Source organism: Micromonospora sp. NPDC051924, assembly GCF_055586005.1.
Genome location: NZ_JBVJJA010000002.1, coordinates 143,301 through 169,694 on the forward strand (window position 1 = coordinate 143,301; position 26,394 = coordinate 169,694).

At 74.9% G+C, this 26,394-nt stretch carries 27 protein-coding genes; 15 read left to right on the top strand and 12 right to left on the bottom strand.

The window, feature by feature from the left end; genetic code table 11:
* The first annotated feature begins 512 nt into the window (after positions 1-512).
* Entirely contained in the window at positions 513-1,694 is a 1,182-nt protein-coding gene (locus ACZ6S5_RS02005) for a S1C family serine protease (RefSeq protein ID WP_465996978.1), read from the top strand.
* A 133-nt stretch (positions 1,695-1,827) separates the two neighbouring features.
* The gene (locus ACZ6S5_RS02010) at positions 1,828-2,685 is read left to right on the top strand and encodes a hypothetical protein (RefSeq protein ID WP_465996771.1); all 858 of its coding nucleotides are present in this window, start codon (positions 1,828-1,830) and stop codon (positions 2,683-2,685) included.
* A 180-nt stretch (positions 2,686-2,865) separates the two neighbouring features.
* On the opposite strand, the gene ACZ6S5_RS02015 is transcribed toward ACZ6S5_RS02010, so the two are convergent.
* Complete coding sequence (locus ACZ6S5_RS02015; RefSeq protein ID WP_465996773.1) at positions 2,866-3,438, bottom strand: DUF3000 domain-containing protein; 573 nt, start codon at positions 3,436-3,438, stop codon at positions 2,866-2,868.
* A gap of 162 nt (positions 3,439-3,600) precedes the next feature.
* On the opposite strand from ACZ6S5_RS02015, the gene hemE reads away from it, so the two are divergent.
* The 3 genes from hemE to hemQ are packed head-to-tail and all read left to right on the top strand — an operon-like array spanning position 3,601 to position 6,811.
* Positions 3,601-4,701: a uroporphyrinogen decarboxylase gene (hemE, locus tag ACZ6S5_RS02020; protein WP_465996775.1), complete on the top strand. Its 1,101-nt coding sequence runs from the start codon at positions 3,601-3,603 to the stop codon at positions 4,699-4,701.
* Between the two features lie 2 nt (positions 4,702-4,703).
* A complete protein-coding gene (gene hemG / locus ACZ6S5_RS02025; RefSeq protein ID WP_465996777.1) occupies positions 4,704-6,113 on the top strand; it encodes a protoporphyrinogen oxidase in 1,410 nt (469 codons plus the stop codon).
* The gene (hemQ, locus tag ACZ6S5_RS02030) at positions 6,110-6,811 is read left to right on the top strand and encodes a hydrogen peroxide-dependent heme synthase (protein WP_465996779.1); all 702 of its coding nucleotides are present in this window, start codon (positions 6,110-6,112) and stop codon (positions 6,809-6,811) included. Before hemG ends, hemQ begins: the two co-directional genes overlap by 4 nt.
* Before the next feature lie 2 nt (positions 6,812-6,813).
* Here hemQ and ACZ6S5_RS02035 read toward each other — a convergent pair whose 3' ends face one another.
* The 4 genes from ACZ6S5_RS02035 to ACZ6S5_RS02050 all read right to left on the bottom strand — a co-directional run bounded on the left by ACZ6S5_RS02035 (position 6,814) and on the right by ACZ6S5_RS02050 (position 9,259).
* Positions 6,814-7,260, bottom strand: coding sequence for a GNAT family N-acetyltransferase (locus tag ACZ6S5_RS02035; RefSeq protein WP_465996781.1), 447 nt, complete (start codon positions 7,258-7,260; stop codon positions 6,814-6,816).
* Between the two features lie 9 nt (positions 7,261-7,269).
* Positions 7,270-8,163 carry a cytochrome c biogenesis CcdA family protein gene (locus ACZ6S5_RS02040; protein ID WP_465996783.1) on the bottom strand — a complete coding sequence of 298 codons (894 nt, stop codon included), beginning with the start codon at positions 8,161-8,163 and terminating at the stop codon, positions 7,270-7,272.
* Position 8,164: 1 nt separating this feature from the next.
* Positions 8,165-8,752 (bottom strand): redoxin domain-containing protein, encoded by a 588-nt coding sequence (locus tag ACZ6S5_RS02045; RefSeq protein ID WP_465996785.1) that lies wholly within the window; start codon positions 8,750-8,752, stop codon positions 8,165-8,167.
* A gap of 246 nt (positions 8,753-8,998) precedes the next feature.
* Positions 8,999-9,259, bottom strand: a complete 261-nt coding sequence (locus tag ACZ6S5_RS02050; RefSeq protein WP_465996787.1) for a Prokaryotic metallothionein — start codon at positions 9,257-9,259, stop codon at positions 8,999-9,001.
* Positions 9,260-9,416: 157 nt separating this feature from the next.
* On the opposite strand from ACZ6S5_RS02050, the gene ACZ6S5_RS02055 reads away from it, so the two are divergent.
* Positions 9,417-9,692, top strand: coding sequence for an isoamylase early set domain-containing protein (locus tag ACZ6S5_RS02055; protein WP_465996789.1), 276 nt, complete (start codon positions 9,417-9,419; stop codon positions 9,690-9,692).
* 7 nt (positions 9,693-9,699) lie between these two features.
* Here the strand turns inward: ACZ6S5_RS02055 and msrB are convergent, their stop codons facing one another.
* Positions 9,700-10,110, bottom strand: coding sequence for a peptide-methionine (R)-S-oxide reductase MsrB (msrB, locus tag ACZ6S5_RS02060; RefSeq protein WP_465996791.1), 411 nt, complete (start codon positions 10,108-10,110; stop codon positions 9,700-9,702).
* A gap of 47 nt (positions 10,111-10,157) precedes the next feature.
* Here msrB and ligD point away from each other — a divergent pair, with 47 nt between their 5' ends.
* The 5 genes from ligD to ACZ6S5_RS02085 all read left to right on the top strand — a co-directional run bounded on the left by ligD (position 10,158) and on the right by ACZ6S5_RS02085 (position 18,991).
* Positions 10,158-11,186, top strand: a complete 1,029-nt coding sequence (gene ligD / locus ACZ6S5_RS02065; RefSeq protein ID WP_465996792.1) for a non-homologous end-joining DNA ligase — start codon at positions 10,158-10,160, stop codon at positions 11,184-11,186.
* A gap of 114 nt (positions 11,187-11,300) precedes the next feature.
* Positions 11,301-14,495, top strand: coding sequence for an FtsX-like permease family protein (locus ACZ6S5_RS02070; protein ID WP_465996793.1), 3,195 nt, complete (start codon positions 11,301-11,303; stop codon positions 14,493-14,495).
* Positions 14,496-14,538: 43 nt separating this feature from the next.
* Positions 14,539-17,283 carry an FtsX-like permease family protein gene (locus tag ACZ6S5_RS02075; RefSeq protein WP_465996795.1) on the top strand — a complete coding sequence of 915 codons (2,745 nt, stop codon included), beginning with the start codon at positions 14,539-14,541 and terminating at the stop codon, positions 17,281-17,283.
* A complete protein-coding gene (locus tag ACZ6S5_RS02080; RefSeq protein ID WP_465996797.1) occupies positions 17,283-18,275 on the top strand; it encodes an ABC transporter ATP-binding protein in 993 nt (330 codons plus the stop codon). The genes ACZ6S5_RS02075 and ACZ6S5_RS02080 overlap by 1 nt, the downstream gene beginning before the upstream one ends.
* On the top strand, positions 18,272-18,991 hold the full coding sequence (locus ACZ6S5_RS02085) for an ABC transporter ATP-binding protein (protein WP_465996799.1): 720 nt from the start codon (positions 18,272-18,274) through the stop codon (positions 18,989-18,991). The genes ACZ6S5_RS02080 and ACZ6S5_RS02085 overlap by 4 nt, the downstream gene beginning before the upstream one ends.
* Here ACZ6S5_RS02085 and ACZ6S5_RS02090 read toward each other — a convergent pair.
* Both ACZ6S5_RS02090 and ACZ6S5_RS02095 read right to left on the bottom strand, forming a co-directional pair.
* Positions 18,981-19,535, bottom strand: coding sequence for a hypothetical protein (locus ACZ6S5_RS02090; RefSeq protein ID WP_465996801.1), 555 nt, complete (start codon positions 19,533-19,535; stop codon positions 18,981-18,983). The two genes, ACZ6S5_RS02085 and ACZ6S5_RS02090, sit on opposite strands and share 11 nt — an antisense overlap.
* A gap of 99 nt (positions 19,536-19,634) precedes the next feature.
* Positions 19,635-20,087 carry a GNAT family N-acetyltransferase gene (locus ACZ6S5_RS02095; protein ID WP_465996803.1) on the bottom strand — a complete coding sequence of 151 codons (453 nt, stop codon included), beginning with the start codon at positions 20,085-20,087 and terminating at the stop codon, positions 19,635-19,637.
* A 163-nt stretch (positions 20,088-20,250) separates the two neighbouring features.
* Here ACZ6S5_RS02095 and ACZ6S5_RS02100 point away from each other — a divergent pair, with 163 nt between their 5' ends.
* Positions 20,251-20,658, top strand: a complete 408-nt coding sequence (locus tag ACZ6S5_RS02100) for a potassium channel family protein (RefSeq protein WP_465996805.1) — start codon at positions 20,251-20,253, stop codon at positions 20,656-20,658.
* Between the two features lie 53 nt (positions 20,659-20,711).
* On the opposite strand, the gene ACZ6S5_RS02105 is transcribed toward ACZ6S5_RS02100, so the two are convergent.
* Both ACZ6S5_RS02105 and ACZ6S5_RS02110 read right to left on the bottom strand, forming a co-directional pair.
* Positions 20,712-22,301 carry an alpha/beta hydrolase gene (locus ACZ6S5_RS02105; protein ID WP_465996807.1) on the bottom strand — a complete coding sequence of 530 codons (1,590 nt, stop codon included), beginning with the start codon at positions 22,299-22,301 and terminating at the stop codon, positions 20,712-20,714.
* Positions 22,302-22,335: 34 nt separating this feature from the next.
* Positions 22,336-23,448: an ATP-dependent DNA ligase gene (locus ACZ6S5_RS02110; protein WP_465996808.1), complete on the bottom strand. Its 1,113-nt coding sequence runs from the start codon at positions 23,446-23,448 to the stop codon at positions 22,336-22,338.
* A gap of 136 nt (positions 23,449-23,584) precedes the next feature.
* On the opposite strand from ACZ6S5_RS02110, the gene ACZ6S5_RS02115 reads away from it, so the two are divergent.
* Complete coding sequence (locus ACZ6S5_RS02115; protein ID WP_465996810.1) at positions 23,585-23,797, top strand: hypothetical protein; 213 nt, start codon at positions 23,585-23,587, stop codon at positions 23,795-23,797.
* An 86-nt stretch (positions 23,798-23,883) separates the two neighbouring features.
* Positions 23,884-24,306, top strand: a complete 423-nt coding sequence (locus ACZ6S5_RS02120) for an SRPBCC family protein (RefSeq protein ID WP_465996812.1) — start codon at positions 23,884-23,886, stop codon at positions 24,304-24,306.
* A gap of 62 nt (positions 24,307-24,368) precedes the next feature.
* On the opposite strand, the gene ACZ6S5_RS02125 is transcribed toward ACZ6S5_RS02120, so the two are convergent.
* A complete protein-coding gene (locus ACZ6S5_RS02125; RefSeq protein ID WP_465996814.1) occupies positions 24,369-24,863 on the bottom strand; it encodes a GNAT family N-acetyltransferase in 495 nt (164 codons plus the stop codon).
* A 91-nt stretch (positions 24,864-24,954) separates the two neighbouring features.
* On the opposite strand from ACZ6S5_RS02125, the gene ACZ6S5_RS02130 reads away from it, so the two are divergent.
* Positions 24,955-25,455, top strand: a complete 501-nt coding sequence (locus ACZ6S5_RS02130) for a DUF1990 family protein (RefSeq protein ID WP_465996816.1) — start codon at positions 24,955-24,957, stop codon at positions 25,453-25,455.
* Here ACZ6S5_RS02130 and ACZ6S5_RS02135 read toward each other — a convergent pair.
* Entirely contained in the window at positions 25,449-26,363 is a 915-nt protein-coding gene (locus ACZ6S5_RS02135) for a DNA-3-methyladenine glycosylase family protein (protein WP_465996818.1), read from the bottom strand. The genes ACZ6S5_RS02130 and ACZ6S5_RS02135 overlap by 7 nt on opposite strands.
* Positions 26,364-26,394 lie beyond the last annotated feature (31 nt).

The following is a 26,394-nucleotide window of genomic DNA, read 5'->3' on the forward strand; positions in this document are numbered from 1 at the left end:
TCGGCGGGATGGCCGGCAGATGTCGTGGCAGAGTCGGCTTGCGTCGATGTGGCAGGGTCGGACAACGGGGGAGACAAACCCCGTTCGCGCCGGTACGGTCCTTCGGGCCGCGTCGGGCCCGAAGGGCTCCGGCAGCGGTGTCGCGGCGGGGTGTGCACGGGGGAGGACAAGCGACCATGACGGCTGGTTACGGAGCCGGCGACGGAGTGCCCGGGCAGGGCGCGGACGAGACGGCCGACCAGGGGCGTGGCGAGCCGTCGCCGGGCGGCCGCCCGGGGCCGCTGCCGCCGCGTATCGCCCGCCCGGCCGGCCACGCCCCGGTGCCCGGACAGACCGGCTTCCCGGCGTCCGGCGGCGCTTTCCCCGCCCCGGCCGGCGGTGGCGTTGCACCCCTTCCGCCCGACGGTTTCCCCGCACCGCCGGCCGCCGCGGGCGCCAGCTACCCGACTCCGGCCGGCTACGGGCACGGCCTGCAGAACCCGACGGCAGCCGGTGGTCCGGCGGCTCCCGAGCTGCCCGGCACCCCCGGCCAGTCGGCCGTGCCGGCACCGCGAACCACCTGGTCGCCCACGCCGAACAGCGGGCAGTGGGGCGGCCCCGGCGCCCCGCCCGCCGCACCCCGCGCCCAGGTCGGCTGGCCGACGGCCACCGCCCCCGGGCAGGCCACCGGCTTCGCCCCCGGGCAGCCGGCCGGCGCGGCACCGACGTCCGGCCAGCCGACGAACGCGGCCCCTACCTTCGGGCAGCCGGCCGGCGCCGCTCCGGCCTACGGCCCGCCGACCGGCCTCGCTCCGGCGTCCACGCAGCCGACCTCCGGGCCGGCCTACCCCGGGCCGCCGACCTCCGGGCCGGCCTACCCCGGGCCGCCGGCCGCCGGTCCGGTCGTGCCGGGGCAGCCCGCGTACCCGGTCGCCCCGGCCGCCCCGCGGCGCCGGCTGACGGTGGTGGCGCTGGTCCTCGTCGGGGTGCTCGTGGTGGTCGCCGGCGTGCAGGCGTACCAGATCCACCGGATGGGCGACCGGCTCGCCGCCACCGACCGGCGGCTGGCCGAGGTCCAGGGCGCGGCCGGCACCCGGTTCGACGGCCTGGAGCAGCGGACGGGCGCCCTGGAGAAGCAGGCCGGGGCGGCCTTCAACCCGGAGGCCGTGGCGAGCGCCGTGCTGCCCAGCGTGTTCCGGGTCCGGGCCGGCGACTTCACCGGCACGGCCTTCGCGATCGGCAAGCCGCCGGCCGGCGGCGGCACCACGCTGCTGACCAACTTCCACGTGGTGGAGTCGGTCTACGACGGCGGCGGCCGGAAGGTCTTCCTGGAGCGGTCCGACCAGCGTTTCCCGGCCACCATCGTCCGGGTCGACAAGGACAAGGACATCGCCCAGTTGAGCACCACCGCCCGGTTCAAGGCACTGGTCGCGGCCGGCACGCCGGTCAAGTCCGGGCAGCAGATCGTGGTGGTCGGCGCCCCGCTCGGCCTGCAGGACACCGTCACCACGGGGGTGGTGAGCGCGTTCCGCAAGGAGGACTCCGGCCCGGTCATCCAGTTCGACGCGCCGATCAACCCCGGCAACTCGGGCGGGCCGGTGATCAACGGGTCCAAGGAGGTCGTCGGCATCGCCACCGCCAAGGCCCGCGACGCCGAGGGCATCGGCCTCGCGGTGCCCATCAAGACCGCCTGCGACACCTTCTCGCTCTGCTGACCGGCACCGCCGCCGGCCGGCCCTCGACCGCACCGCACCACCGTCCGCGCGTGGCCCCGACCACGCCCGAGTCGTCGACCTCGGCCCCGTCGGGGCCACCCCGTGGGGACCAGCAAAACCTGGAGGAAGAGACATGTCCCAGCCACCGACCGGCGCGGGCGGTTACCCGCCCCAGCCGCCGGGCGGCACCGTGTACGGCAGCCCGTACGGGGGCGGCCAGCCGGCACCCCAGCAGTACGGGCCGGCCCAGCCGGAGCCGACCCTGCCCCAGCCCACCATGCCGCAGGCCGCGCCGCCGGTCCCCGGCCAGTACCCGCCGGCCGGAACCCCGGCTCCGGGCCGGTACGCGCCAGGTGCCGCCCCGGTCTCCGGGTCCGGCGCCGCCCCGGTCTCGTCGCCCGGGTACCCGCAGCCGCTGTCGGCCCCGCCGATGTCCGCCCCGCCGGTCTCCGGCCCCGGCTTCGGTCCCCAGCCGCTGTCGGCCCCGCCGATGTCCGCCCCGCCGGTCTCCGGCCCCGGCTTCGGTCCCCAGCCGATGTCGGCCCCGCCTGGTCCGGTGCCGCCGTACGGGGCGCCCGCGGCGGGCGCCGGCAAGGGGCGCACCACCCTGATCCTCGCCCTCGTCGCCGGCCTGCTCTTCATCCTCGGCGGCGTGATGACCGGCCTCTACGTCACCACCAACGGCAAGTTGGACAAGGCCGAGAAGCAGGTCAGCCAGCAGAGCGGCACCATCACGGCCAACCAGCAGGAGATCGACAAGCTGAAGGCCGACCTCCAGTCGGTCCGGGACAAGCTGGCCGACACCGAGCAGGATCTGACCGGCACCAAGAACGACCGGGACGAGCAGGCCCGGCAGAAGAAGGTCATCGCCAGCTGCCTGGACAAGCTGACCACCGCCCTGCGGGCGGCGTCGCGCGGCGACAAGGCCGCCTTCGACGCGGCCAGCAAGGGCATGGACAAGGTCTGCGACGAGGCCGACAACTACCTCTGAGCACCCGCCCGGCACGGGCCGTCCCGCTCACCCGGGGCGGCCCGTCCGTCTCTACCCACCCGGCGGGCCCCCGTCACGATCCGCACGCTTTCCCGGAAAGTGCTGCTTTCGCGCGCCCGGAAACAGCAGTTTCCCGGAAGGTGCGCGCGGGTGGCGCACGGCGCGCGGGCGGGGAGGCAGTCAGGCGGCGCCGGCGGGGCGGCGGGTGGAGAGGGCGGTCACGCCGGGTGGCGGCAGGCCGGCCGTCGAGGCCAGCAGGGTGCACCAACCGAGCAGGTGCGGTGCCAGGTCGACCCCGAGCGGGGTCCACGAGGCGCGGATCTCGATGTCCCCGGCGGCGGGCGGCCCGGCCAGCTCACCGAACCGGGTGGAGAGGGTCTGGGTGACCGTGCCGCCGATCGCCCGGTACCGGGCGTCCTGCGCGTCCAGCGCGTCGGTCAGCCAGGTCCAGCCCACCCCGGGCAGCAGCGGGTCGCTGGCCAGGTCCACCTCCAGCTCGGCGGTCACGTAGGTGACCAGCCGGAGGGTGCCCTGCCAGGCCTCGTGGCCGGCCGGGTCGTGCAGCAGGATCAGCCGCCCGGTGGCCACCTCGTCCTCGTCCCGCGGGACCGCGGCGGAGAGCGCGAACGCGTACGGGGCCAGCCGCTGCGGCGCGCCGACCTCCTCCAGCACGATCTCGGGCCGGCAGGTCGCCGAGCGCAGACCCGCGACCGCGCGAGCGAAGGTTTCCGGGAGCGCGATCGGGGGGGCCATGCCGGCAGCCTATGCCGCCGCCCGCCCGCACCGGGTGACGGCGCGCCGGGCGGGCGGTCCCGATCATGTTCGGGACCGCCCGGCCGCGGACCGGAGGGTGGCCGGTCACAAAAGGTGACGGTGAGCGCGGGCGCCGCCCGGGCGCGTGGCACGATGGCCGCGATGACCACCGACACCACGGGCACTGCCGCCCGAGACGGAGAACCCCGCAGCGGCGGGCCGGCCGACTCGACCTTCGTCCGCGCCTGCCGGCGCGAGCCGGGCCCGTACACCCCGGTCTGGTTCATGCGCCAGGCCGGCCGGTCCCTGCCGGAATACCGGGAGATCCGGGCCAACGTGCCGATGCTGGAGTCGTGCCGCCGTCCCGAGCTGGTCACCGAGATCACCCTCCAGCCGGTCCGCCGGCACGGGGTGGACGCCGCGATCCTGTTCAGCGACATCGTGGTCCCGGTGGCCGCCGCCGGCGTCGACCTGGACATCGTGGCCGGCACCGGGCCGGTGGTGGCCGAGCCGGTGCGCAGCGCCGACGACGTCGAGCGGATCCGCCCGATCACCCGGGACGACGTGTCCTACGTGGACGAGGCGGTCCGGCAGCTCGTCGCCGAGCTGGGTGACACCCCGCTGATCGGCTTCGCCGGCGCCCCGTTCACCCTGGCCAGCTACCTGGTCGAGGGCGGACCGTCGCGTACCCACGCGAAGACCAAGGCGTTGATGTACGGCGAGCCGGAGCTGTGGCACGCGCTCTGCGCCCGGCTGGCCGAGGTGACGCTCGCCTTCCTGCGGGTGCAGGTCGACGCCGGGGTCTCCGCGGTGCAGCTGTTCGATTCGTGGGCCGGCGCGCTCTCCGAGGCCGACTACCGCCGCTACGTGCTGCCGCACTCGGCGCACGTGCTCGCCGGCCTGGCCGACGCGGGCGTGCCCCGGATCCACTTCGGCGTGGGCACCGCCGAGCTGCTCGGCGCGATGGGCGAGGCCGGTGCCGACGTGGTCGGCGTGGACTGGCGTACGCCGCTGGACGTGGCGACCCGCCGGATCGGCCCGGACCGGGCCGTGCAGGGCAACCTCGACCCGTGCGTGCTGTTCGCCCCCTGGCCGGTGGTGGAGGCCGAGGTGCGCCGGATCCTCGACCAGGGGCGGGCCGCCCCCGGACACGTGTTCAACCTCGGTCACGGCGTGCTGCCGGAGACCGACCCCGATGTGCTGACCCGGGTGGTCGCGCTGGTGCACGAGCTCAGCGCGCGGCCGGCCGACGCGAGGAGTTGATCGTGGCGCGACCGTGGCGGGTGGCGATCGTCGGTGGCGGGATCACCGGGCTGGCCGCCGCCGTCCGGTTGCGCGACCGCGCCCCCGCCGGCACCGAGATCACCGTGTACGAGCAGTCCGGCCGCCTCGGCGGCAAGCTGCGCACCGGCGAACTGGCCGGCGGCCCCGTCGAGTTCGGCGCCGAGTCGTTCCTGATGCGGGACCCGACCGGTGCGGAGTCGGCCGCGGTGTCCCTGGTCCGCCGGCTCGGCCTGGCCGAGCGGATCGTGCACCCGACGGTCGGGCAGGCGGCGCTGGTGGTCGACGGCGGGTTGCGCCCGGTCCCGGGCGGCACCCTGGTCGGCGTACCCGGGGATCTGGAGAAGGTGGCGGCGGTGGCGCAGCCGGCCGCGGACGCCGACCGGGACGCCGGCCGGCCGCTGCTCGGCCCGGACGACGACACCTCGGTCGGCCGGCTGGTCCGGACGCGGCTCGGCGACCAGGTGGCGGACCGGCTGGTCGACCCGATGCTCGGCGGCGTCTACGCGGGCCGGGCCGACGACCTCTCCCTGGTCACCACCATGCCGGCGCTGGCCCGGGCGGCCCGGAGCGAGCACACCCTGGTCGGCGCGGTCCGCGCCGCGCAGGCCGCCGCCCCCCGTGCCCCCGGCGCGCCGGTCTTCGGCACCCTGGCCGGCGGCCTGAGCACCCTGGTCGACGCGGCGGCGCAAGCGAGCGGCGCGACGGTACGCCGGGACGCCGCGGTCCGCGAGCTGCACCGGACAGCGACCGGCTGGCGGCTCACCGTCGGCGCGACCCGCGACCCGGAGCACGTCGAGGTGGACGCGGTGCTGCTCGCGGTGCCGGCCCGGCCGGCGGCCCGGCTGCTCGCCGCCCCGGCGCCCGAGGTGGCCGACACCGTCGGCGGGCTGGACTACGCCAGCGTCGCCCTGATCACCATGGCCCTGCCCGAGCCGGAGCTGCCGGAACTGTCCGGCTTCCTGGTGCCGGCCACCGAGGGGCTGCTGATCAAGGCGTCCACCTTCTTCACCACCAAGTGGGGGCACCTGAGCCGCCCGGACGGACTGGCCCTGGTCCGCGCCTCGGTCGGCCGGTACGGCGACGAGGCATCCCTCCAGCTCACCGACGACGACCTGGTCGCCACCGTGCACCGGGAGTTGTCGAAGGTGCTGGGCGCGCCACTGCCCAACCCGGTGGCCCGGCACGTGCAGCGGTGGGGCGGGGCCCTGCCGCAGTACACCCCCGGGCATCTCGCCCGGGTGGCGGCGGTACGGGCGGCCCTGCGCGCCGCCCACCCCACGCTGGCCCTGGCCGGGGCCGGTTACGACGGGGTGGGCATCCCGGTCTGCGTCCGCTCCGGCGAGACGGCGGCCGAAGAGATCATCACAGCACTGGGAGGATCGGCAGCATGACCGAGCAGACCAACGCGGCGCGGCTGCGGGAGCTCAACGAGACCATCCGCTACACCATGTGGTCGGTGTACCGGGCCACCAGCCCCCTCCCGTCGCTGCGCGAGAACGTCGTGGACGAGGTCGAGTCCCTTTTCGCCGAGCTGGCCGGCAAGGACGTCACCATCCGGGGCACGTACGACGTGGCCGGGCTGCGCGCCGACGCCGACCTGATGATCTGGTGGCACTCCTCCTCCAGCGACGCCCTGCAGGACGCATACCTGCGGTTCCGCCGGACCACGCTGGGCCGGGCGCTCACCCCGGTCTGGTCGCAGATGGCGCTGCACCGGCCGGCCGAGTTCAACAAGAGCCACATCCCGGCGTTCCTGGCCGGCGAGGAGGCGCGGGCCTACCTCTGCGTCTACCCGTTCGTCCGCTCGTACGAGTGGTACCTGCTGCCGGACGCCGAGCGGCGCGAGATGCTGGCCGAGCACGGCAAGATGGCCCGGGGCTACCCGGACGTGCGGGCCAACACGGTGGCCTCGTTCGCCCTCGGCGACTACGAGTGGATGCTCGCCTTCGAGGCCGACGAGCTGCACCGGATCGTCGACCTGATGCGGGACCTGCGGGCCGCCGGGGCCCGCCGGCACGTCCGCGAGGAGATCCCCTTCTACACCGGCCGCCGCCGGTCGATCGCCGACATCGTCACCTGCCTGGTCTGAGCTCAGGCCGGCGGCCCCGGCCGGCGCATCGGGGTGTGCGGGATACCGTCCTCGACGTAGCCGGGGCCGCTGACCGAGAAGCCGTGGCCGGCGTAGAAGTCGACCAGGTGGGTCTGCGCCTCCAGCACGCACGGTCCGTCACCGACCAGGGTCAGGGCCTCGGCCATCAGCCGGCCGGCCAGGCCGGTGCCACGGGCCGCCGGCGCGACCGCCACCCGGCCGATCCGGTCCACCCCGTCCGGGTCGGCCAGGATCCGCAGGTACGCGACCACCGCACCGTCCCGCGTCAGCCACAGGTGCCGGGTGCCGGCCTCGGTGTCCCGGCCGTCCAGCTCGGGGTACGGGCAGGCCTGCTCGACGACGAACACGTCGATGCGCAGCCGGAGCAGGTCGTGGAAGGTGCGGGCGTCCAGCTCGGCGAAGGCGGCGACGTGCGACTCGATCGGCATCCCGCAAGGTTAGGTCGCGTCCGGCTCGCCGCCCCGGGTGGCCCGGGCGACGGCCGCCCGCCGGCGGGCCAGCGTGCCGAGGGCGGCGATCCCGACCAGCGCGGCGGTGGCGCCGGCGACGCCCCACGGGCCGAGCCGGGCCAGCCCGTCGCTCAGCGCCGCCTGCACCCGGCCGGCGCTGTCGATCACCGGGTCGTCGGCGTCGCCGCCGGCGAACAGCCGCACCTCGTACCAGCCGTACCAGGCCACGTAGCCGCCGGTGACCACCAGCAGCAGCCCGGCCAGCCGGCCGAGCAGCGGCGCGGTCCGCCGGGTGCGCCGGATCAGCGACTCCCGGGCCAGCGCCACGGCGAGGGCCGCCGCGCCGACCGCCAGCCCCATGCCGAGGGCGTACGTCACGAAGAGGCCGACCCCGGCGGCCGGGCTGCCCGCCCGGAAGCCGGCCACCACCACGGCCAGGAACGGGCCGATCGTGCAGCCGAGCGAGGCGACCGCGTACCCGGCGCCGAAGAGCGTCATCGAGCCGAACCGGGCCCGGACCGCCGGGCCGGCCGCCGGGCGCGGGATGAGGGTCGGCAGGTGCCGGCCGGCGAGCAGCCACCCGCCGGCCACCACCAGCGCCGCCCCGATCAGCACCGACACCCACGGCAGGCGCTGCGCCACGGCGTCCGCGACCGGCCCGGCGAGCAGGCCGAAGGTGCCGAAGACCGCGACGAAGCCGGCGGTCATCGCGGCGGTCAGGGCCAGCGCCCGGCCCACCGGCGCGAGCGGTCCGCGGGCGGGCGCCGGGCCCTCGCCCAGCACCAGCACCGACAGGTACGCGGGCAGCAGCGCGAACCCGCACGGGTTCACCGCGGCGAGCAGGCCGGCGGCGAGGGCGAGGCCGTAGGGTGCGTCGGACATGTCAGGCCAGTCCGGCGACCCGCCGGCGCAGTTCCGCCTGGGACAGCGCCCCGGAGTGCACCACCTTCCCGGCGGAGTCGAGCAGCACGTACCACTCCTGGCTGGTGACGCCGAACCGGCGCCACACGGCGCCCTCGTCGTCGGCCAGGTTGGGGAAGGCGGCGATGCCGGTGTCGGTGGCGAAGCGCCGCATGGCGTCCGCGCCGCTGCCCAGCCCGGCCACGCCGACCAGGTTGACCCGGTCCGCGTTGTCGCGGCGCAGCGCGGCCACGTCGCCGGCCACCGCGCGGCAGCGGGTGCACCAGGCCGCCCAGAACCACAGCACGGTCGGCCGACCGGCGAGACTGGCGCCCTGGAACGACCCGCCGTCGATGGTGCGCGTGGTGAAGTCCAAGGTGTCCGGAACGGTCGCACCGGAGCGGGCTGTCCGGGTCGGCGTGGCCGCGGCCGTCCCGGCGGGGGCGGTGGCCGCCGGAGCCGAGGTGGCGGGGGCGGCCTCGTCGGTCGGCCGGTCGTTCCCGGCGCAGCCGGCGAGGGCCAGGACGGCGGTCAGGGTGAGCGGCAGCAGCGTCGGTCTGGTGGCGGGCATGGCCGGATGCTAACCAGGCTGAGCGGTCCCGACCCTTACCGATCACTTACCGCTCGCTCGCTCGCTGGACCACCGTGCTCGCCCGGCGGTCCGGACGGGGACACGCCGGAGGTCGGCGCGGGACGCGCGCGTCGCTGTGGCGGGAGCGCCGGCTTCGCTGGGCCGGTCAGCGCGGTGCGGCCGGGCGGTGACGCCAGGGCGCGGGCCTATGTGGCCTGGTCGCACCGGGCCGGAGCCGTGGCGGCCTCAGGCCGGGCGGGCGCCGACGGCGTCGCGGACCTCGGCGCCCTGGTCGCCCTCGACGGCGCGGGCGCAGTGCGCGCAGCAGAAGAAGCGGCCGGAGACCTCGACCCCGTGGCCGACGATCTTCGTCTGGCAGTGTTCGCAGATCGGCGCCATCCGGTTGATGGCGCACTCGAAGGAGTCGAAGGTGTGCGTGTCACCGCTGACCGTGCGCACCTCGAACGCCATCCAGTAGTCGTTGCCGCAGACCTCACACGTTGCCATACGAAACCCCCCGAAAACGGATCTGTGATCCCAGCGTCGAGGACCGGGCACATCGGGGCAACCGAAACCGGCGAACCTGATCCGGCTCGACGGCGAGTCGCCCCCGGCGTGTCGCGCGTTAGGCCTGGTGACCGCCCTCGAACCCCGGAGGACCCCCGTGATCAAGCGCAGCAAGCTTTTTGGCAACCAGACCCGGGTCACCTTCTGCCTGCCCCGGGACACCCCGCCCGGCACGGTGAGCGTGGTCGGCTGCTTCAACGACTGGGAGCCCGGCCGGCACGAGCTGGTGACCCGCCGGGACGGCACCCGTACGGTGACCGTCCGGCTGGCCCCGGGTGAGTACCGGTTCCGCTACCTGGCGACCGGCGGGGTGTGGCTGGACGACGACTCCGCGGACGCGATCGACGAGCAGGGCAGCCGCCTGCGCCTCTGACCGCCGGTCAGCCCGGCTTCGGCTCCAGCCGGATGGAGATCGAGTTTACGCAGTGCCGGGTGTCCTTCGGGGTGAAGCTCTCACCCTCGAAGACGTGCCCCAGGTGGCTGTCGCAGCGGGCGCACCGGATCTCCGTACGCCGCATGCCCAGGGTGTTGTCGGGAATCTCCTTCACCGCGCCCGGGATGGCGTCGTCGAAGCTCGGCCAGCCGCAGTGCGAGTCGAACTTGTCCTCGCTGCGGAACAGTTCCGCCCCGCAGGCCCGGCAGTGGTAGACGCCGGAGGTCTTGGTGTCGACGTACTCGCCGGTCCACGGCCGTTCGGTGCCGGCCTCGCGGAGCACCCGGAACTCCTCGGGGCTCAGCCGGACCCGCCACTCTTCCTCGGTACGGGGCAGTTCGCTCTCGGAAAGACTCACCGGTCAACGGTACGCCGAGCGTCGGTGGCATCGCATATGGTCGCCCAATGGCTGGCAGCAAGGCCGCGGCCGAGGAGATCGAGGTCGCCGGGCACACCGTACGGCTCAGCAGCCCGGACCGGGTGATCTTCCCGCAGCGCGGCTTCACCAAGGCGGACGTCTTCCACTACTACCTCTCCGTGGGCGAGGGGATCACGCGCGCCCTGCGGGACCGGCCCACCACCCTGCAGCGCTTCCCCGAGGGCATCGAGGGGGAGATGTTCTTCCAGAAGCGGGTGCCGGCCCGGGGCGTACCCCCGTGGATCCGGACCGCGGAGATCGCCTTCCCGAGCGGACGCAAGGCCGCCGAGCTCTGCCCGGCCGACCTCGCGCACGTGGCCTGGGCGGCGCAGATGGGCACGGTGGTGTTCCACCCGTGGCCGGTCCGCGCCGCCGACGTCGACCGCCCCGACGAGCTGCGGATCGACCTGGACCCGCAGCCCGGCACCGACTTCACCCACGCGGTGACCGCCGCCGGCGAGCTGCGGGCCCTCCTCGACGAGCTGGGCGCGACCGGCTGGCCGAAGACCTCCGGCGGCCGAGGGGTCCACGTCTATCTGCGCATCCACCCCCGCTGGACGTTCGTCGAGGTGCGCCGGGCCACCATCGCGCTGGCCCGGGAGCTGGAACGCCGCCGCCCCGAGCTGGTCACCACCGCCTGGTGGAAGGAGGAGCGGGGCAGCCGGGTCTTCGTCGACTTCAACCAGATGGCCCGGGACCGGACCATCGCCTGCGCGTACTCGTTGCGGGCCAACGCCCGGGCCACCGTCTCCACCCCGGTCGACTGGGACGAGCTGACGCGGGTCGACCCGGACGACTTCCACCTGGGCAGCGTGCCGGCCCGGCTGGCCGAGCGGGGCGACCCGCACGCCGGCATCGACGACACCCCGTGGGACATCAGCCCGCTGCTGGAGTGGGCCGAGCGGGACGCCGCCGCCGGGCAGGGCGACCTGCCGTACCCGCCGGAATATCCGAAGATGCCGGGCGAGCCGAAGCGGGTGCAGCCCTCCAAGGACCGGGACCGCCCCCGCGCCTGACCGGTGGCCGCGGTCGTGTGTCAGATAACGATCACGTAACGCGTGCGAACCTTTCCCGCCCGCCGGGAGGTCTCCCTGGGGCATCGCCCCACCGGGGGCAGGGAAGGACGTCGGATGAAGCTGGTGTGGAGGCGGGCCGTCGAGGCACGCGGGCTGCTGCTCGCCGCCGCGGTCGCGGCCCTGGCCGCGGTCGCGTTGGTCACCGGGCTCTCCGATTACAACCGCCGAGCGGTAGAGGCCGGCCAGCGGGCGCTGCTCGCCGGAGCCTCCCTCGAGGAGCGCAGCCTGCTGGTCGGTGGTTCCGGGGGTCGGGACGCCGCCGAGTTGGCCGCCCGGGATCGGGCCATCCGCCGGGGATTCGCTGCCGGCCTTGGCGGCACTCCCGTGACCGTCACCGGCGCCCGGTACGGGGGCGGCCGAGAACTTACCGGCGACCTCGGGCCGCGGGTCCGAGTCGACGACGACCCCATCTTCGCCAACCTCGCGACCCTGGACGACCTGTCCGCCCACGCTGAGCTGGCCACCGGCACCTGGCCCTCCGCCGGATCGAGCCCGTTGCAGGTGACGCTGCCCGAAAAGGTCGCCGGCGCGCTGGGGATGACCATCGGCGAACGGGTGCCCGTGCTCGACCGCAGCACCGAACGGGCCAGCGAGGTGGTGCTCGTCGGGACGTGGCGACCGCGTGACCCGACGCAGCCGTACTGGCAGTTGGCACCCGGGGTCGGGGTGGGCAGCGCCGCGGACTCCGACAGCTCCTACGGACCCTTCGTCCTCGACCCGGCGGACTTCGCCGCGACCTTCCCCGGCTCGGTCTCCGCCTGGTGGGTGGTTGAGCCGGATCTTGCGGCGGCGGCCCGGAAGGGACGACTGCTCGACGTACGGCAAGCGCTCACCGATGCCGTCACCAAGGTGCCCGAAGCGGCCGGGCTCGGCTCCTCCGTGCAGGTCGTGACCACGATGGACCGGTTGCTCAACCGCATTGCCCGGGCCGACCTGGTGGGGCGGTCCTCGCTGACCACCCCTGTGCTGCTGATCGTCGTCCTCGGCGGGTACGCGCTGGTGCTGGTCGCCGCGCTGCTTCACGAGGACCGGCGGAACCAGACCGCCCTGTTGCGGGCTCGGGGGGCCGCACGGCGGCAGTTGGCGGGCCTCACCGCCCGGGAGGCGACCCTCGTCGTCCTGCCAGCTACCGTGCTCGGGCCGCTGCTCGCCGGGGAGGCACTGCGGCGCGTGAGCAGCGGCGGTCCGAGCGGCCTGGCGCTCACCGCCGGCAGCCCCACCCTGCTCTGGGCGGTGGCCGCGGCCACCGCCGCCGGCTGCCTGGTCGCGATGGTCGCCCCGACGTTGCGCGGGGCCGGGACGTACGTCGCCGACATGGCGGCCCGGTCGCGGCCCAACCGGTCCGCCACCGTGCAGCGGGCCAGCGTGGACCTGGTGCTGGTCGGGTTCGCGGTGCTGGCCTGGTCCCAGCTGCGGCAGTACTCGTCGCCGGTGACCGGCGTCGCCGCGCGGCTCGGAGTGGACCCACTGCTGGTCGCGGCGCCGACGCTGGGCGTGCTCGCCGGCGCGGTGGTGGCCTTGCGGCTGCTCCCACCCGTGACCCGGATCGCTGAACGCTTCATCGACCGCAGGCTATGGTCGGCGACCATCCTCGGCATGTGGCAGGCGGGTCGCCGCCCACACGCCGGGCCGGTGCTACTGCTCGCCCTCGCCGTCGGTGGCAGCACCTTGGCCTGGTCGCTGATCGCCACCGGCGAGCGGTCCCTGGTCGATCAGGCCAACCACACCGTCGGTGCCGACCTGCGGCTCACCGAGCGCGATGGAATCGCCCCCGTCGGCCGAGCGGGGGAGCTCGGGACCCTGGCCGGCGTGCGGCAAGCGTTGCCGGCCTGGCGGGACCAGATCCGGGTCGGCCGCGCCGATCTGCCAGCCACCGTGGTGACCCTCGACGCGGCGGCCGGGGCAACGGTTGTGCAACTCGACAAGCGGCTGACCGACGAGCCGGCGCGGGCCCTGTTCGACCGGCTCGTTCGGGCGCGGCAGGCACCAATCGGGGTCGAGCTGCCCGCCGGTACCCGGTCGATCACCGGCACCGTCCGCACCCCGGTGCGCGAGGCCGTGTCCAGGCATCAGATCGCCGTGTCGATGCTGCTGACCCGGGCCGACGGGCTGGCCTATCGGTTGCCGGTGGCGAGCACGGCTAGCGACGGCCGGCCGGCGCGGTTCACTGTGGCGCTGCCCGACGTCGGCAGCCTTCGGCTGGCCGGATTCGAGGCCGACGGGGGTGACGCGGCCGGGCGGGCGTACCAGTTGGAGGTGGCGGACCTGCGACTGGTCGGCGCCGACGGGACGGCCCGACCGGCGCAGCTCGGCGATGCGTGGACGGCGACCAACGGCCAGCCGAACGGCAGACTGACCGTCACGGCTGAGGCCGACGGCTTGTCGGCCGTGAACAATGTGGATCTCCTGCCGGGCGGCCAGTTCGCGTACCAGGCCCCGTCCCGCTTCGCCGTGGTTCCGGCCGGCGACAACCCCTCGGTGCCCGCGTTGATGACCCCCCATGTACGCGAGGCGTTGAGCCTGCACACCGGGGACACCGTCACCCTCTCACTCTCCGGCGTGTCCCTGCCGGTCACGCTGGTCGGCGAGGTGGCCGCGGTGCCGTCCACCACCGGAGAGGGCGTGCTGCTGGACCTGCCCGCGGCGACGGACTGGCTGATCCGGGACCAGGGCACGGTCCGGCCGGTGCAGGAGTGGTGGCTGAGCGCCGACGACGGTGGCCGGACGGCGGCGACCCGCGCGGCGGCCGACCTGGCCGGCGTCACCGTGCTGAACCGGTGGGAGGTGGCCGAGCACGCCGAGCTCGACCCGTACTGGCAGGGCGCCCGGACCGGTCTCCTCGCCGCCGCGCTCGGTTCGGTGCTGCTGGCCCTCGTCGGGTTGATCGTCGACGTCTGGGCGACGGCCCGGCACCGGTTGGGGGAGTTCGCCGTGCTGCACACACTCGGCGCCAACCCCTTGCTGTTGGCGCGGGCGCTGCTGGCCGAGCAGACCTTCCTCGCCGGGATCGGGGTCGGGGTCGGGTTGCTGTTGGGCGCGGTGGTGGGCATGACGATGGCCCCGCTGGTCATCCTCACCCCCGCGGCCAGTCGACCGGTGCCGGAGGCGGCCTTCGTGCTGCCCTGGGCGCCGATCGGGCTGACCGCGGTCGGCCTGTTGCTGGCGGCGTTGGCCTTCAGCGCGTTCATCGCCCTCGGCATCCGGCAGCGGGTGGCGGCGGCACAGCTGCGAATCGGGGGAGACCAGTGACCGGGTGGAGCGGAGCGATGGGCACGAGCGGGGAGGCAGCGAGGTGAGCATCGGCGCGGCCGCCCGCCGGGTTCGGGCGTACGGCGGACAGTTCCTGCTGCTCGCGGCGCTGGCGATGGTCGTCATGCTGTTGATCAGCGCGGTGCCTCGGCTGGTGAACTGGCGCACCGATCAGGGCCTGCGGACGTTGCTGGCCAGCCAGCCGGCCGAGAAGCGGGACCTGACGTACACGACCGCCGATCCGGTCTTCAGCGCCGGAAACGGCACCTCGTTGATGCACGCGTTCGAGGCCGACCTGCCGAGGAAGCAGAACGAGATGCCGCCGGACGTGCGGCGGCTGGTCGACGAGCGGTGGTTCACCGCGGAGACCGACCCCGGCCGGGTCCAGGGCCGGGATCTGGCGGCGAAGAACCTCCTGGTCGACCTCGGACTCCGAAGCATGCCGGGGATCGCGGAGGCCGGCACCCTGACCGAGGGGCGCTGGCCCGACCCGGGGGCGCGGGCCGATCAGCCGGTGCAGGTGGCACTGGCCGCCGAGGTTGCCCGCAAGCTGAATCTGCGGGTCGGCAGCCAGCTGACGCTCGCCAGGAAACCACCGGGTGAGGGCGGCGCGGCCTATTCGTCGGAGATGGCGGAGGCCGTTCCGGATCCCGCACCGATCTCCGTGGTGGGCGTTTTCGAACCCCGTGAGCGCGCGGACGGCATCTGGCAGGGCCTGCCCTCGATCCTGCACGTGGTCGAGCCGGAGGGGGACGCTCAGCCGTTCATCGCCCTCGGGGTCGTCGACCGCGGGGCGCTGGACCGCCTTTCCGACAACGGCTGGGGCCTGCGGTTCGGTTGGCGCTACCGGTTGGTCGCCGACGGCATCGATGCTCGCGACGTGCCCGGGCTCATCGACAGCTTTCAGCGGATGAGTCAGCGTGCGCAGGGCTTCACTTTTGTCCAGGGCCTCGACATTCCGTTGCGGCAGTTCATGGGGGCGGTAGCCGCCGCCCGTACGGTCCTCGCGGTGATCGCGGCCGGCGTGCTGGCGGCCCTGGCCGGGCTGGTCGTGCTGGCCGCCGGCCTGACCGTCCGCCGGCGCCGGACCGAGCTCACCCTGCTGCGTGCCCGGGGCGGCACGGCCACCGCCGGAGCCCGCCGTAGCCTCGCCGAGTCGCTGCTGGTGATGGTGCCCGCCGGCGCGTTCGGTTGGCTCCTCGGAAACCTGGCGCCCGGGTCGCCCGGCGATACCGCGGCGATCGGCGTGGTCGCGGCCATCCTGGTCACGCTGGTGCTGCCGGTGGCGACGCTCGCCGCACCGATCGGTGTCGCCGGGCGGCGCGACCTGATCAGGTTGCGCCCCTCCGCGCGTCGGATCACCGGGGAGGCGGCCCTGTTGCTGCTCGCCGTGCTCGCGGTCGTGTTGCTGCGCCGCCGCGGCCTCGTCCCCGGTGAGATCGATCCGCTGCTGGTCTCGGTCCCGGTGCTGCTCTCCGTCGGCGCAGCGGTGCTGGCCGTACGGCTCTACCCGTGGCCGCTGCGGCTGGTCAGCCGGCTCGCCGCCCGGACGCGGGGCAGTGTCGCCTTCCTGGGCACCGCGCGTGCCGGTCGGGCTGTGTTCACCACCCCGCTCGTGGTCGTCGTGCTGGCCGTCGCGACCGCGGCATTCTGCGCAGTCGTCGCCGTCGGCATCGAAACGAGCCGGGACGAGGTAGCCAGCCGGCGGGTGCCCGCCGACGCACTGATCCAGGGCGAACGGATCGCGCCGGACACCGGCGCCGAGCTGGAACGGCTGCCCGGGGTACGCGCAGCCGCTCCAGTGCTGACGGAGGCGGGCCAGCGCCTGTCCAAGGATGCGATCGGCACGGATCCCCGACTCGGCGAGGTCAGCGTTGTGCTGGTCGACGGGCCAGCCATGGCCCGGGTGCTCCGCGAGGCCGGGATCGGCATGAGCGTGCCCACGGCGCTGCTCAGCTCCGGCGCGCAGCCAGGCCCGCTGCCCGCGGTGGTCTCCCCAGCGGTGGCCGGCGACCTGGCCGCCGCCGGCCTGGAGCGCTCGGCCTTCGTCACGGTGCAGGGTCAGCGGTACGAGTTCCGGGTGGCCGAGCGGGCGGAGAGCTTCCCGATGCTTCGCGCGGAGAGCACCCGGTTCGTCATCCTGCCCTGGCAGTCCGTGCCCCGGCACGCATACGAGGCCGTGCCGACCGGTTTCCTGGTCGCCGGCGACGACCTCGACGTCGAGCAGTTGCGCCAAGCGGGTAACGCCGGTCAGTCCCGATTCCAGAAGGACGGGACGGTCGCGGGCCAGGAGCGGTCTCGCGAGGTGGAGGTCCTCACCTGGGCGGAGACCCGGCGGCAGCTGGGCGAAGGCAGCGCGAACGCGGTTCTGGTCTTCGGCTTCGCCGCCGGGGCCGCCGCGGGGACGGCACTGGGCCTGCTGGCGATCGCGTTCGTGGTGCTGGCCGGGGCCCGGGCCCGGGGTCAGGTGTTGTCCCGGCTGCGCACCCTCGGCCTGTCCCGCCGGCAGTGGCGGGGACTGTTGCTCGTGGAGCTCGGCCCGGTGGTCAGCGTGTCGGTGCTCACCGGCGCGCTGGTCGGGGCGCTGCTGCCGCTGCTGCTCACCCCCGTGCTCGGCCTGTCGACCTTCACCAGCGGCGCCCCCGTCCGGGTGGCGTTCGAGCCCCGCCTGGTCGCCGGGGTCGTCGCGCTCGGGGCGGTCGCCCTCGGCTTCGCCGTCGCCGTCGAGGCCCTGAACAACCGCCGGCTGCGCCTCGGCGAGGTGCTCCGGCTCGGAGAGGAGAGCTGATGACCGCAACCGCAGAGACCCCCGTCGTGCCGGATCTCGCCGCCCTGCAGCGCCGGGCTGCCCAGCGCGCCGCTGAGCGGGCCGGAGGCCAGGACCGGCTGCGTGGGCACATCGTGTGCGACGGCCTGGTCCGCATCTTCAAGACCGAGGGGGTGGAGGTGGTCGCCCTGCAAGGGCTCGACCTGGTCATCGACCGGGGCGAGCTGTTGGCGATCGTCGGCGCCTCCGGGTCCGGGAAGTCCACCCTGCTGAACATCCTCTCCGGGCTCGACACTCCGACCGCAGGCATCGCCCGGGTGGCGGAGTACGACCTGCTCAACCTCTCCGCCGCGCGGCGCCTGAGCTACCGGCGGCAGGTGGTCGGCTTCGTCTGGCAGCAGACCGGCCGCAACCTGCTGCCGTACCTGACCGCGGTGGAGAACGTGGAGCTGCCGATGAAGCTCGCCGGCCGGCGGTCCCGGCGGGCCCGCCGGGACCGGGCGCGCGAGCTGCTCGACCTGATCGGCGTCGGCTACTGCGCGGACCGGAAGCCGAGCCAGATGAGCGGCGGCGAGCAGCAGCGCTGCGCGGTCGCCGTGGCGGTGGCCAACGATCCGGAGGTGCTCTTCGCCGACGAGCCGACCGGCGAACTGGACGAGGCGACCGGGGCCGAGGTGTTCGCGGCGCTGCGGACCATCAACGCCGAGCTGGGCGTCACCATCGTGGTGGTCACCCACGACCACGCCGTCGCCGGCCAGGTCCGCCGGACCGTCGCCATCCGCGACGGCCGGACCTCCTCGGAGGTACGCCGGACCGCCCGGATCACCGCCGACGGCAGCACCGAGCTGGTCTCGGAGGAGTACGCGGTGCTCGACCGGACCGGCCGGATGCAGCTGCCGGCGTCCTTCGTGGACTCGCTGTCGCTGCGCGACCGGGTCCGGCTCAACCTGGAACCCGACCACGTCGAGGTGCGGCCCGGCGACCGGGCGCACGCCGAGGAGAACCAGTCATGAGCGAGCAGCTTTCCGTGGCACCGGTCCGGGTCGCCACCACCGACGAGGTGGTCCGCGTGGAGGGGGTGAGCCGGACCTTCGGCAGGGGCGAGCACGCCGTGCACGCGGTCCGGGACGTCTCCTTCTCGGCCGGTCGGGGCGAGCTGGTCGCCGTCCGGGGCCGCTCCGGTGCCGGCAAGACCACCCTGCTGAACCTGGTCGGCGGGCTGGACCGGCCGGACACCGGCCGGATCCGGGTGGCCGGGCACGAGGTGACCGCGGCGAGCGAGCGGGAGCTGCTGGCGCTGCGCCGGGGGACCGTGGGCTTCGTCTTCCAGACCTTCGGCCTGGTGCCGATCCTGTCGGCGGCGGAGAACGTCGGGGTGCCGCTGCGGCTGGCCAAGGTGCCGGCCGGGGAGCGGGAGCAGCGGGTCGCCGTGCTGCTGGAACTGGTCGGGCTGGGCGGGCACGCCCTGCAACGCCCGTACGAGCTCTCCGGCGGGCAGCAGCAGCGGGTCGCCGTGGCCCGGGCCCTGGCGAACGAGCCGGACCTGCTCATCGCCGACGAGCCGACCGGCCAGCTCGACTCGGAGACCGGCCGCTCCATCATGGATCTGCTCCGGGCCGTGGTGCACGCGAAGGGCATGACCGCCCTGGTGGCCACGCACGACCCGGCCCTGATCGAGATGGCCGACCGCACCCTCACCCTCCGTGACGGCCGTCTCCTCACGGACTGACCCCCCGCCCCGCCCCGGCGTCACGGCGCCGGGGGCGGGAGTGGCGGTGGTGGTAGGCGGTCGTCAGGGTGAGCAGGAGGGGGCCCCAGAGGAGCAGGGGGAGGTAGCAGGCCACCAGGAGGGCGAAGCCGGGCGCGGTGAAGCCCAGGTCGTTGCCGCGCACGACGACGCCCCAGGCCGCGTACCCCCAGATCAGGGTGACCGCGACGGCGCCGGCGGTGGCGACGGTGACCGCGAACGGCGGCGGCACCCGCCGGCCACCGAGCAGCGGCAGCCACCGGGGGAACACCTCGCCCCACGGGCGGACCAGGCCCAGCGAGAGCAGCGCCAGCCCCTCCGACACCAGACTCAGCGAGACGATGTAGGCGCTCTCCCCGAGCCCGGGGCGGAACGGCGCGCCGTGCGCCGACGCCCCGATCGGCACGCCGGCGACGAGGGCGATCCGCCACAGGCCGGAGGGGAGCACGACCAGCGGGACCAGGTGGGCGACGCGGACCGCCCAGGCGGGGGCGGGCCGGCCGGTGGGTACGGCGGTGACGGGCATGATGATCCTCCTCGGCTGCCCGTCCAGCCTGGCCCGGTGGCCGGTCCCGGCCCTCCCGCCCGGCGGGGAACCGGCTCCCCGCCGCGGGGGAGCGCCGCCTCAGAGGGCCAGCTTCATCCCCTCGTGGCTGGCCACGAAGCCGAGGTTGCGATAGAAGCGATGCGCGTCGGCGCGGCTCTTGTCGGTGGTGAGCTGCACCAGCGCGCAGCCTCGCGCGCGGGCCCGGTCGATCGCCCACGTCATCATCTCCCGGCCCAGCCCCTGCCCGCGCAGGTCCGAGCGGACCCGGACCGACTCGATCAGGGACCGCTCGGCGCCGTGCCGGCCGAGCCCCGGGATGTCGGTGATCTGCATGCACCCGACCAGCTCACCGCCCCGGTCGGCGACCACCAGGTGGTTGCGCGGGTCGGCGGTGATGTCCGCGAACGCCTTCTCGTACGCCTCGTCCACCTCGGCGAAGTCGCGGGCCTTGCCCAGCACGTCGTCGGCGAGCAGGGCGATGACGGCGGGCAGGTCCGCGCGGACCGCCTCCCGGAAGAACACGTCGGTCATGCCGGCAGCCTGACACAGTGGCGGCCGGCGATGTCCGGGCGGCACTTGCCCGCACCCGGCAGCATGTCGCCATGGACGTCTGCTGCTGCCGTTCCGCTGGATCTACCGGGGGCTGGTCTGGTTCGCCAACTCGCCGCGGACCCTGATCGTCTCGTACCTGCTGATGATCGTGGTGGCGGGCATCCTCTACAGCCACGCCGAGCACAAGAGCGCCGCCGACTCCGTCTGGTGGGCGGTGGTGACCGCCTCCACGGTCGGCTACGGCGACATCTCGCCGACCACCTTCGCCGGCCGGTTCCTCGCCGCGCTGCTCATCTCCACCATGGTGCTGCTGGTGATCCCGCTGATCACCGCGCACTTCGCGAGCCGGCTCATCGTCGACGACGACGCCTTCGAGCACGACGAGCAGGAGGAGCTGAAGGCCGACGTGCGGCTGCTGCGAGCGCTGGTGGAGGAGATGGCGGCCCGGCAGGGCATCGAGGTGCCCGAGCCGGAGCGCCGCCAGCCGCTGCGCGGGCCGGGCAGCGGCGAACCGCTCTGGGACCGGCGTCGCCGCCGACGGCGACGGTGAGCCGCCGGTCGGCTCGAACGCAACCGCCGGCCGGCTGACCGGCCCGCGCACCGTCACCGGGCGGGGCAGCGCAGCCCCTCCCGGGGGACGGCGAGCGAGATCAGGTACGCGTCGACCGCGTTCGTCACGCAGGCGGTCTGGGGGTACGCGGTGTGCCCCTCGCCCTCCCAGGTGAGCACCCGGCCGACGCCCAGCATCGAGGCGAGCGCGGCGGTCTGCTCGTACGGTGTCGCCGGGTCGCCGGTGGTGCCGACCACCACGATCGGTGGCGCGCCGGCCGCCTTGCCGGTCGGGTACGGGTCGCGCCCGCCGGGCCACTGCACGCAGCCGAGCATCCCGACGGCCAGGGCCGGACCGAAGAGCGGGTACTTCGCCCGCCACTGCGACTGGAGCTGGCGGATCTGCGTCATCGACGGCTTCTCCGTCTCGTCCGCGCAGTTCACCGCCATGTTGGCGTCGAACAGGTTCGAGTAGTGCCCGTTCTCCTCGCGGCCCGCGTACGCGTCGGCGAGCTTGAACACCCCGGTCGGGTCGCCGCCCTGCAACGAGTCGATCGACCGGGCCAGATCCTGCCAGCCCGTCTCCGTGTAGAGGGAGGAGATCACCGCGTAGAACACCCAGCCCGCGGTGGCCTCCCGGCCGTCCTTGCCGCGCACCGGGGAGACGTTGGCCTTGTCGATGGCGGAGACGACCGCGCCCCGGGCGTCCGGCGCGATCGGGCACCGGCCGGCGTTCGCCCCGCACCAGCGGGCGAAGTTGTCGAACGCCCGCTCGAAGCCCTTCGCCTGGCTCTCGGACCCGGCGATCAGCTTCTGCTGCGGGTCCACCGCGCCGTCCAGCACCAGCGCCCGGACCCGCTGCGGGTAGAGCTGGGCGTAGGTGGCGCCGAGCAGGGTGCCGTACGAGTAGCCGAGGTAGGTCAGCTTCTCGTCGCCCACCGCCGCGCGTACCGCGTCCATGTCCCGGGCCGCCTGCTCGGTGCCGTAGAGCGGGAGCTGGTCGCCGTACTTGTCGCCGCACCGCCGGCCGATCCGCTGGTTGAGGTCGGCGAAGCCGTCGAACGACGCCTGGCTCTGCGGATCCGGGTCGTAGCCGAAGCTGGCGTCCAGGTCGGCGTCGGAGATGCACTTCACCGGGCTGGACCGGGCCACCCCGCGCGGATCGAAGCCGATGATGTCGAACCGGTCGGTCACCGCGGCCGGCAGGCCGCCGAACCCGGAGCCGAAGGAGAGGTAGACGGCGGTGTCCACGCCGGAGGCGCCGGGACCGCCGGGGTTGACCACCAGCGATCCGATCCGGTCGTGCTGCCGCTCCGACCGGATCCGGATCAGCGCGATCTCGAAGGTCTCCCCGCTGCCGGGCCCGGCCGTCGCGCCGGTCGCCGCGCCGTTGCCCCAGTTCCGGGGTACGGCGATCCGGGCGCACTCGTAGCGCATGCCCTGCGCGCCCCGGCCGACCAGCTCGTCGGGGACCTCCGGGCAGGCGCGCCAGCTCGGGGCGGTGCCCGGCGGAGCGGCCTCGCCCTGGCCCGCGGTGCGCGGGGCGATCACCGGCAGGGTGCAGCCGGCGGTGAGCACCACCGCCGCGGCGAACCCGGCCAGCGCGGGCCGGGCCCGGCGGATCCGGTCGGAGAAGCGGGTCACGTGGGCGCCTTCCATGATCGTGTCGACGGCCAGGCTACGCCCGGCCCTCCCCGCCGCCGACGGTCGCCGCCGGGTCCCCGCGCAGCACCTGGTCCACGTCGTACCGGATCGGGCGCTCGAGCTGGTCGTAGCGGCAGGAGCGCGGATCGCGGTCGGGACGCCAGCGGACGAACTGGGCGGTGTGCCGCAGCCGGTCGCCCTCCATCGCGTCGTAGCCGACCTCGGCCACCAGCTCGGGGCGCAGCGGCTCCCATTCGAGGTTCTTCGTGCCGGTCCACCGGCTCACCCCGCCGGGGATGCGCTGCCCGCGCTCGTGGTCGCCGTGCACCCACGGGTGGTCGCCGTCGACGTCGCGGTACGGCGCCAGCTCGTCCAGCAGCTCCTTGCGGCGGGCGGCGGTGAACGAGGAGCTGACCCCGATGTGGTGCAGCACCCCGGCGTCGTCGTAGAGGCCGAGCAGCAGCGAGCCGACCACCGGACCGGACTTGTGCCAGCGGAAGCCGGCCACCACCACGTCGGCGGTGCGGGCGTGCTTGACCTTGAACATCAGTCGCTTGCCCGGCTCGTACGGCAGGTCGGCCGGCTTGACGATGAGGCCGTCCAGCCCGGCGCCCTCGAAGACGTCGAACCAGCGCCGGGCCGTCTCCGGGTCGGTGGTGATCTGGGTGACGTGCACCGGCGGACGGACGTTGGCCAGCGCCTTCTCCAGCGCGGCCCGGCGCTCCGGATAGGGCCGGTCGGTGAGCAGCTCGTCGTCGAGGGCGAGCAGGTCGAAGGCGACGAAGTCGGCCGGGGTGGTCTCGGCGAGCAGCTTCACCCGCGAAGCGGCCGGATGGATGCGCTGGGCGAGCAGCTCGAAGTCGAGCCGGGGCTGGCCGCCCGGGCCGTCGCGGCGGATCACGATCAGCTCGCCGTCGACCGCGCAGCGCGGCGGGAGCTGGCGGCGCGCCTGCGCGACGACCTCGGGGAAGTAGCGGGTCATCGTCTTGCCGCCCCGGCTGGCCAGCTCGACCTCGTCCCCGTTCCGGAAGACGATGCAGCGGAAGCCGTCCCACTTCGGCTCGTACGTCATGCCGGGCGCGGTGGGAAGCTGGGGCACGCTCTTGGCCAGCATCGGCTCGACCGGCGGATTGATCGGCAGGTCCACGGCGACCAGTCAATCAGACGCCACCGACAGTCGTGAGGCAGATCACCGCCGGTGCCGGGCGGCGTGTCCCCGCACCGGCCCGTTCGTCCTCGCCGCCCGGATGGTGAAACCCCAGCTCAGCGTTACCGTTCGCGGCGTGCCGGAGTGGATCTGCGGGTGTTGCGGACGCTGGCGGGTCAGCGTGCAGCTGATCCGGGGGCGGTACCGCTACCGGCTGGTGCACCGCTACCGCCCGGAGCACGGCGGTGGCGCCAACGTCATCGGCGAGGTCGGCTCCGTGGCCGAGCTGGAGGAGCTGCTCCGCCGGCACGCCCCGGTCGGCCTGGCCGACCTCCGCGAGGCCGCCTGACGCGACGCCAACCCGACCCGCCGCGGGATCACCGGGCGTCGATCCCGGGCGTAGCCTGACCCTGGAGCACGGGGGAGGGAGTTCCGATGCGGTTCGTCGAGTCCGTCGAGATCACCGCCGACGCCGACCGGGTCTGGGCGGTGCAGACCGATGTGGAGAGCTGGCCGGAGTGGACCCCCTCGGTGACCGCCGCGCGCCGGCTGGAACCCGGGCCGTTCACTCTCGGTTCGTCCGCCCGGCTGGAGCAGCCCCGGCTGCGACCCGCGATCTGGCGGGTCACCGAGATCGACCCGCCGCGTGTCTTCGTCTGGGCGTCCGACAGTCCGGGCGTGCACAGCCGGGGCGAGCACCGGGTGGTCCCGCTGCCCGACGGCCGGGTCCGCGCCGAGCTGGTGATGGCGCAGACCGGCCCGCTCGCCTGGCTGGTCGGGCTGCTCATCGGCCGGACCATTCGCGGCTACCTGCGGCAGGAGGCCGACGGGCTCAAGCGCCGCTGCGAGCAGGGCTGACCGCCGGAGCGCCGGTCGGGCGACGAGATCCGTTTCGAGCCGGGAGCCGGGCGTCGGGGCGGTCAGGCGTGCGGGCGGGCCGGCGTGTCGAGCGTCTTCTCCAGCACCGCCAGGCCGTTGCCGTTCTCGTCCGGCCGGTGCGCCACCACCCGGTAGCCACGCCGCGCGTACAGGCCCAGGTTCGCCGCGCTCTGCGCACCGGTGAACAGCGCGAACCGGGTCACCCGGCCGGCGCAGGCCGTCTCGATCGCGGTGAGCAGCTGGCCGCCGACGCCCCGGCCCTGCTGGTCGGGGGCCACGGCGAGCCGGCCGACGTGCGCGGTGTCGCCGTCGATCCGGGCGCGTACCGAGCCGACGAGGCGGGACCCGAGCCGGGCGGCCAGCACCACGGTCGGGCCGGCCAGGGCGGCGCGGACCTCGTCCAGGGTCTCGGTCAGCGGGGGCAGGAACGGATCGGCGTAGCGCTGCGCCTCCACCAGGTACGCGGCACGCTGCACGGTGAGGATCTCGCCGGCGTCCGCGACCCCGGCCGAAGCGATGGTCACCTGATCGGTCACCCGGCAAGCCCACCACAACCCGCCGCGCCGGCGTCGGGCGGGCCACCGCTCGCGGCCGTAACCTGGCGGTGTCCCGCGCGAGGAGGTGGCCGTGCCCGAGCTGACGTACGCCGAGGTGGGGGCGACCCGCGACGGACGCCTGCCGGCCGGCTACCACCACCTGCGCCACCGGGTTCGGCTGCCGGACGGCTGCTTCCCGGACGCGGCGGACGCGGTGCTCGGCTGGCGGCTGCACCGGGCGGCCGGGGTGGTGATGCGCACCGACGCGCCGCGCGCCGACGCGGGCGTGCGGGTCACCCCGGGCCTCGGGCTCGGGCCGCTGCGGATCTGGGGGCCCACCGAGGTGGTCTGGGCACTGGACGAGCCGGACCGTGCCGGCTTCGGGTACGGCACGTTGCCCGGGCACCCGGAGATCGGCGAGGAGGCGTTCCTGGTCCGCCGGTCGGCGGACGGGATCTTCTTCGAGGTGACCGCGTTCAGTCGGCCGGCCCGCTGGTACACCCGCGCCGCCGGGCCGCTCACCCGGGTCGTCCAGGCCGGCTACGCCTGGTGGCTGGGGCGTACGCTGCGCCGGATCTGCGCCGGTCAGTAGGCGGCGAAGGAGCGGATACTCGCCCGGGGGCCGTACCGGGGCGCCTGGATGCCGGCGGCCTCCAGCAGGAGGCAGACCCGCCCCCGGTGGCCCCGGAACGGCTCCAGCAGGGTCAGCATCCGGGCGTCGTCGCCGCGCGGTTCCCCGGCGAGCGCCCAGGCCACCGTGTTGGGGATGTGGTAGTCGCCGACGCTGACCGCGTCCGGGTCGCCGTACGCGACGCGGACCACCTCGGCGGCGGTCCACGGCCCGATGCCGGGGATCGCGGTGAGCCGGCGGGTGGCCTCCGCGGCGTCGGCGCAGCGTTCCAGCCGGTCCGCGACGGCGGCCGCGCGGCGCAGCGTGTCGGCCCGCCGCTGCTCCACGCCGAACGGGTGGAAGACCCAGTACGGGGTGGCCGCCACGGCCGCCGCCGTGGGCGGGAGCAGCAGCGGTTGCAGCGGACCGGGTGCCGGCTCCCGGAAGTGCCGGACGGTCGCCGCATACGCCCGGTAGGCCTCCTTGCCGGTGACCTTCTGCTCGAAGACGGCCCGCAGCACCCGGGGGAAGACCAGCCCGGTGGCCGGCATCCGCAGGCCGTGGTGCTCGCGGGCCAGCCGGGCGACGAGGGGATGCGCGGCCGCGAGCTCGGTGAAGCCGGTGAGGTCGTCGCGCAGCCCGGCCACCGCGTCGGCCCGGTCGACCACCCAGTCCGCGCCGGGCCCGTACCCCTCGGCGACCAGTTCGCCCGCCTCGGGCCGCAGCGCGAGGGTGGCCGGCCCGGCAGGGGTGCGGCTGGCCCACCAGAAGGTGCCGGCGGCGACCCGGGCGCACGGATCGTACGGGCTGAAGGTGAGCCCGCGTACCGACGCGGCCAGTCGGTAGCCGGCCGGAGGGCGCACCGTCCGGCGGGCGGCGGGGGAGGTCACCCGGACACTCTGCCACGAGGCGGCGCGCGCC

What these genes read in the sequence shown, in the direction of transcription:
- ACZ6S5_RS02010 (WP_465996771.1), top strand. Translation starts at nt 1,828, where the DNA reads ATGTCCCAGCCACCGACCGGCGCGGGCGGTTACCCGCCCCAGCCGCCG.
- ACZ6S5_RS02015 (WP_465996773.1), bottom strand. Translation starts at nt 3,438, where the DNA reads ATGGCCCCCCCGATCGCGCTCCCGGAAACCTTCGCTCGCGCGGTCGCG.
- hemE (WP_465996775.1), top strand. Translation starts at nt 3,601, where the DNA reads ATGACCACCGACACCACGGGCACTGCCGCCCGAGACGGAGAACCCCGC.
- hemQ (WP_465996779.1), top strand. Translation starts at nt 6,110, where the DNA reads ATGACCGAGCAGACCAACGCGGCGCGGCTGCGGGAGCTCAACGAGACC.
- ACZ6S5_RS02035 (WP_465996781.1), bottom strand. Translation starts at nt 7,260, where the DNA reads ATGCCGATCGAGTCGCACGTCGCCGCCTTCGCCGAGCTGGACGCCCGC.
- ACZ6S5_RS02040 (WP_465996783.1), bottom strand. Translation starts at nt 8,163, where the DNA reads ATGTCCGACGCACCCTACGGCCTCGCCCTCGCCGCCGGCCTGCTCGCC.
- ACZ6S5_RS02045 (WP_465996785.1), bottom strand. Translation starts at nt 8,752, where the DNA reads ATGCCCGCCACCAGACCGACGCTGCTGCCGCTCACCCTGACCGCCGTC.
- ACZ6S5_RS02050 (WP_465996787.1), bottom strand. Translation starts at nt 9,259, where the DNA reads ATGGCAACGTGTGAGGTCTGCGGCAACGACTACTGGATGGCGTTCGAG.
- ligD (WP_465996792.1), top strand. Translation starts at nt 10,158, where the DNA reads ATGGCTGGCAGCAAGGCCGCGGCCGAGGAGATCGAGGTCGCCGGGCAC.
- ACZ6S5_RS02070 (WP_465996793.1), top strand. Translation starts at nt 11,301, where the DNA reads ATGAAGCTGGTGTGGAGGCGGGCCGTCGAGGCACGCGGGCTGCTGCTC.
- ACZ6S5_RS02080 (WP_465996797.1), top strand. Translation starts at nt 17,283, where the DNA reads ATGACCGCAACCGCAGAGACCCCCGTCGTGCCGGATCTCGCCGCCCTG.
- ACZ6S5_RS02085 (WP_465996799.1), top strand. Translation starts at nt 18,272, where the DNA reads ATGAGCGAGCAGCTTTCCGTGGCACCGGTCCGGGTCGCCACCACCGAC.
- ACZ6S5_RS02090 (WP_465996801.1), bottom strand. Translation starts at nt 19,535, where the DNA reads ATGCCCGTCACCGCCGTACCCACCGGCCGGCCCGCCCCCGCCTGGGCG.
- ACZ6S5_RS02095 (WP_465996803.1), bottom strand. Translation starts at nt 20,087, where the DNA reads ATGACCGACGTGTTCTTCCGGGAGGCGGTCCGCGCGGACCTGCCCGCC.
- ACZ6S5_RS02100 (WP_465996805.1), top strand. Translation starts at nt 20,251, where the DNA reads ATGATCGTGGTGGCGGGCATCCTCTACAGCCACGCCGAGCACAAGAGC.
- ACZ6S5_RS02120 (WP_465996812.1), top strand. Translation starts at nt 23,884, where the DNA reads ATGCGGTTCGTCGAGTCCGTCGAGATCACCGCCGACGCCGACCGGGTC.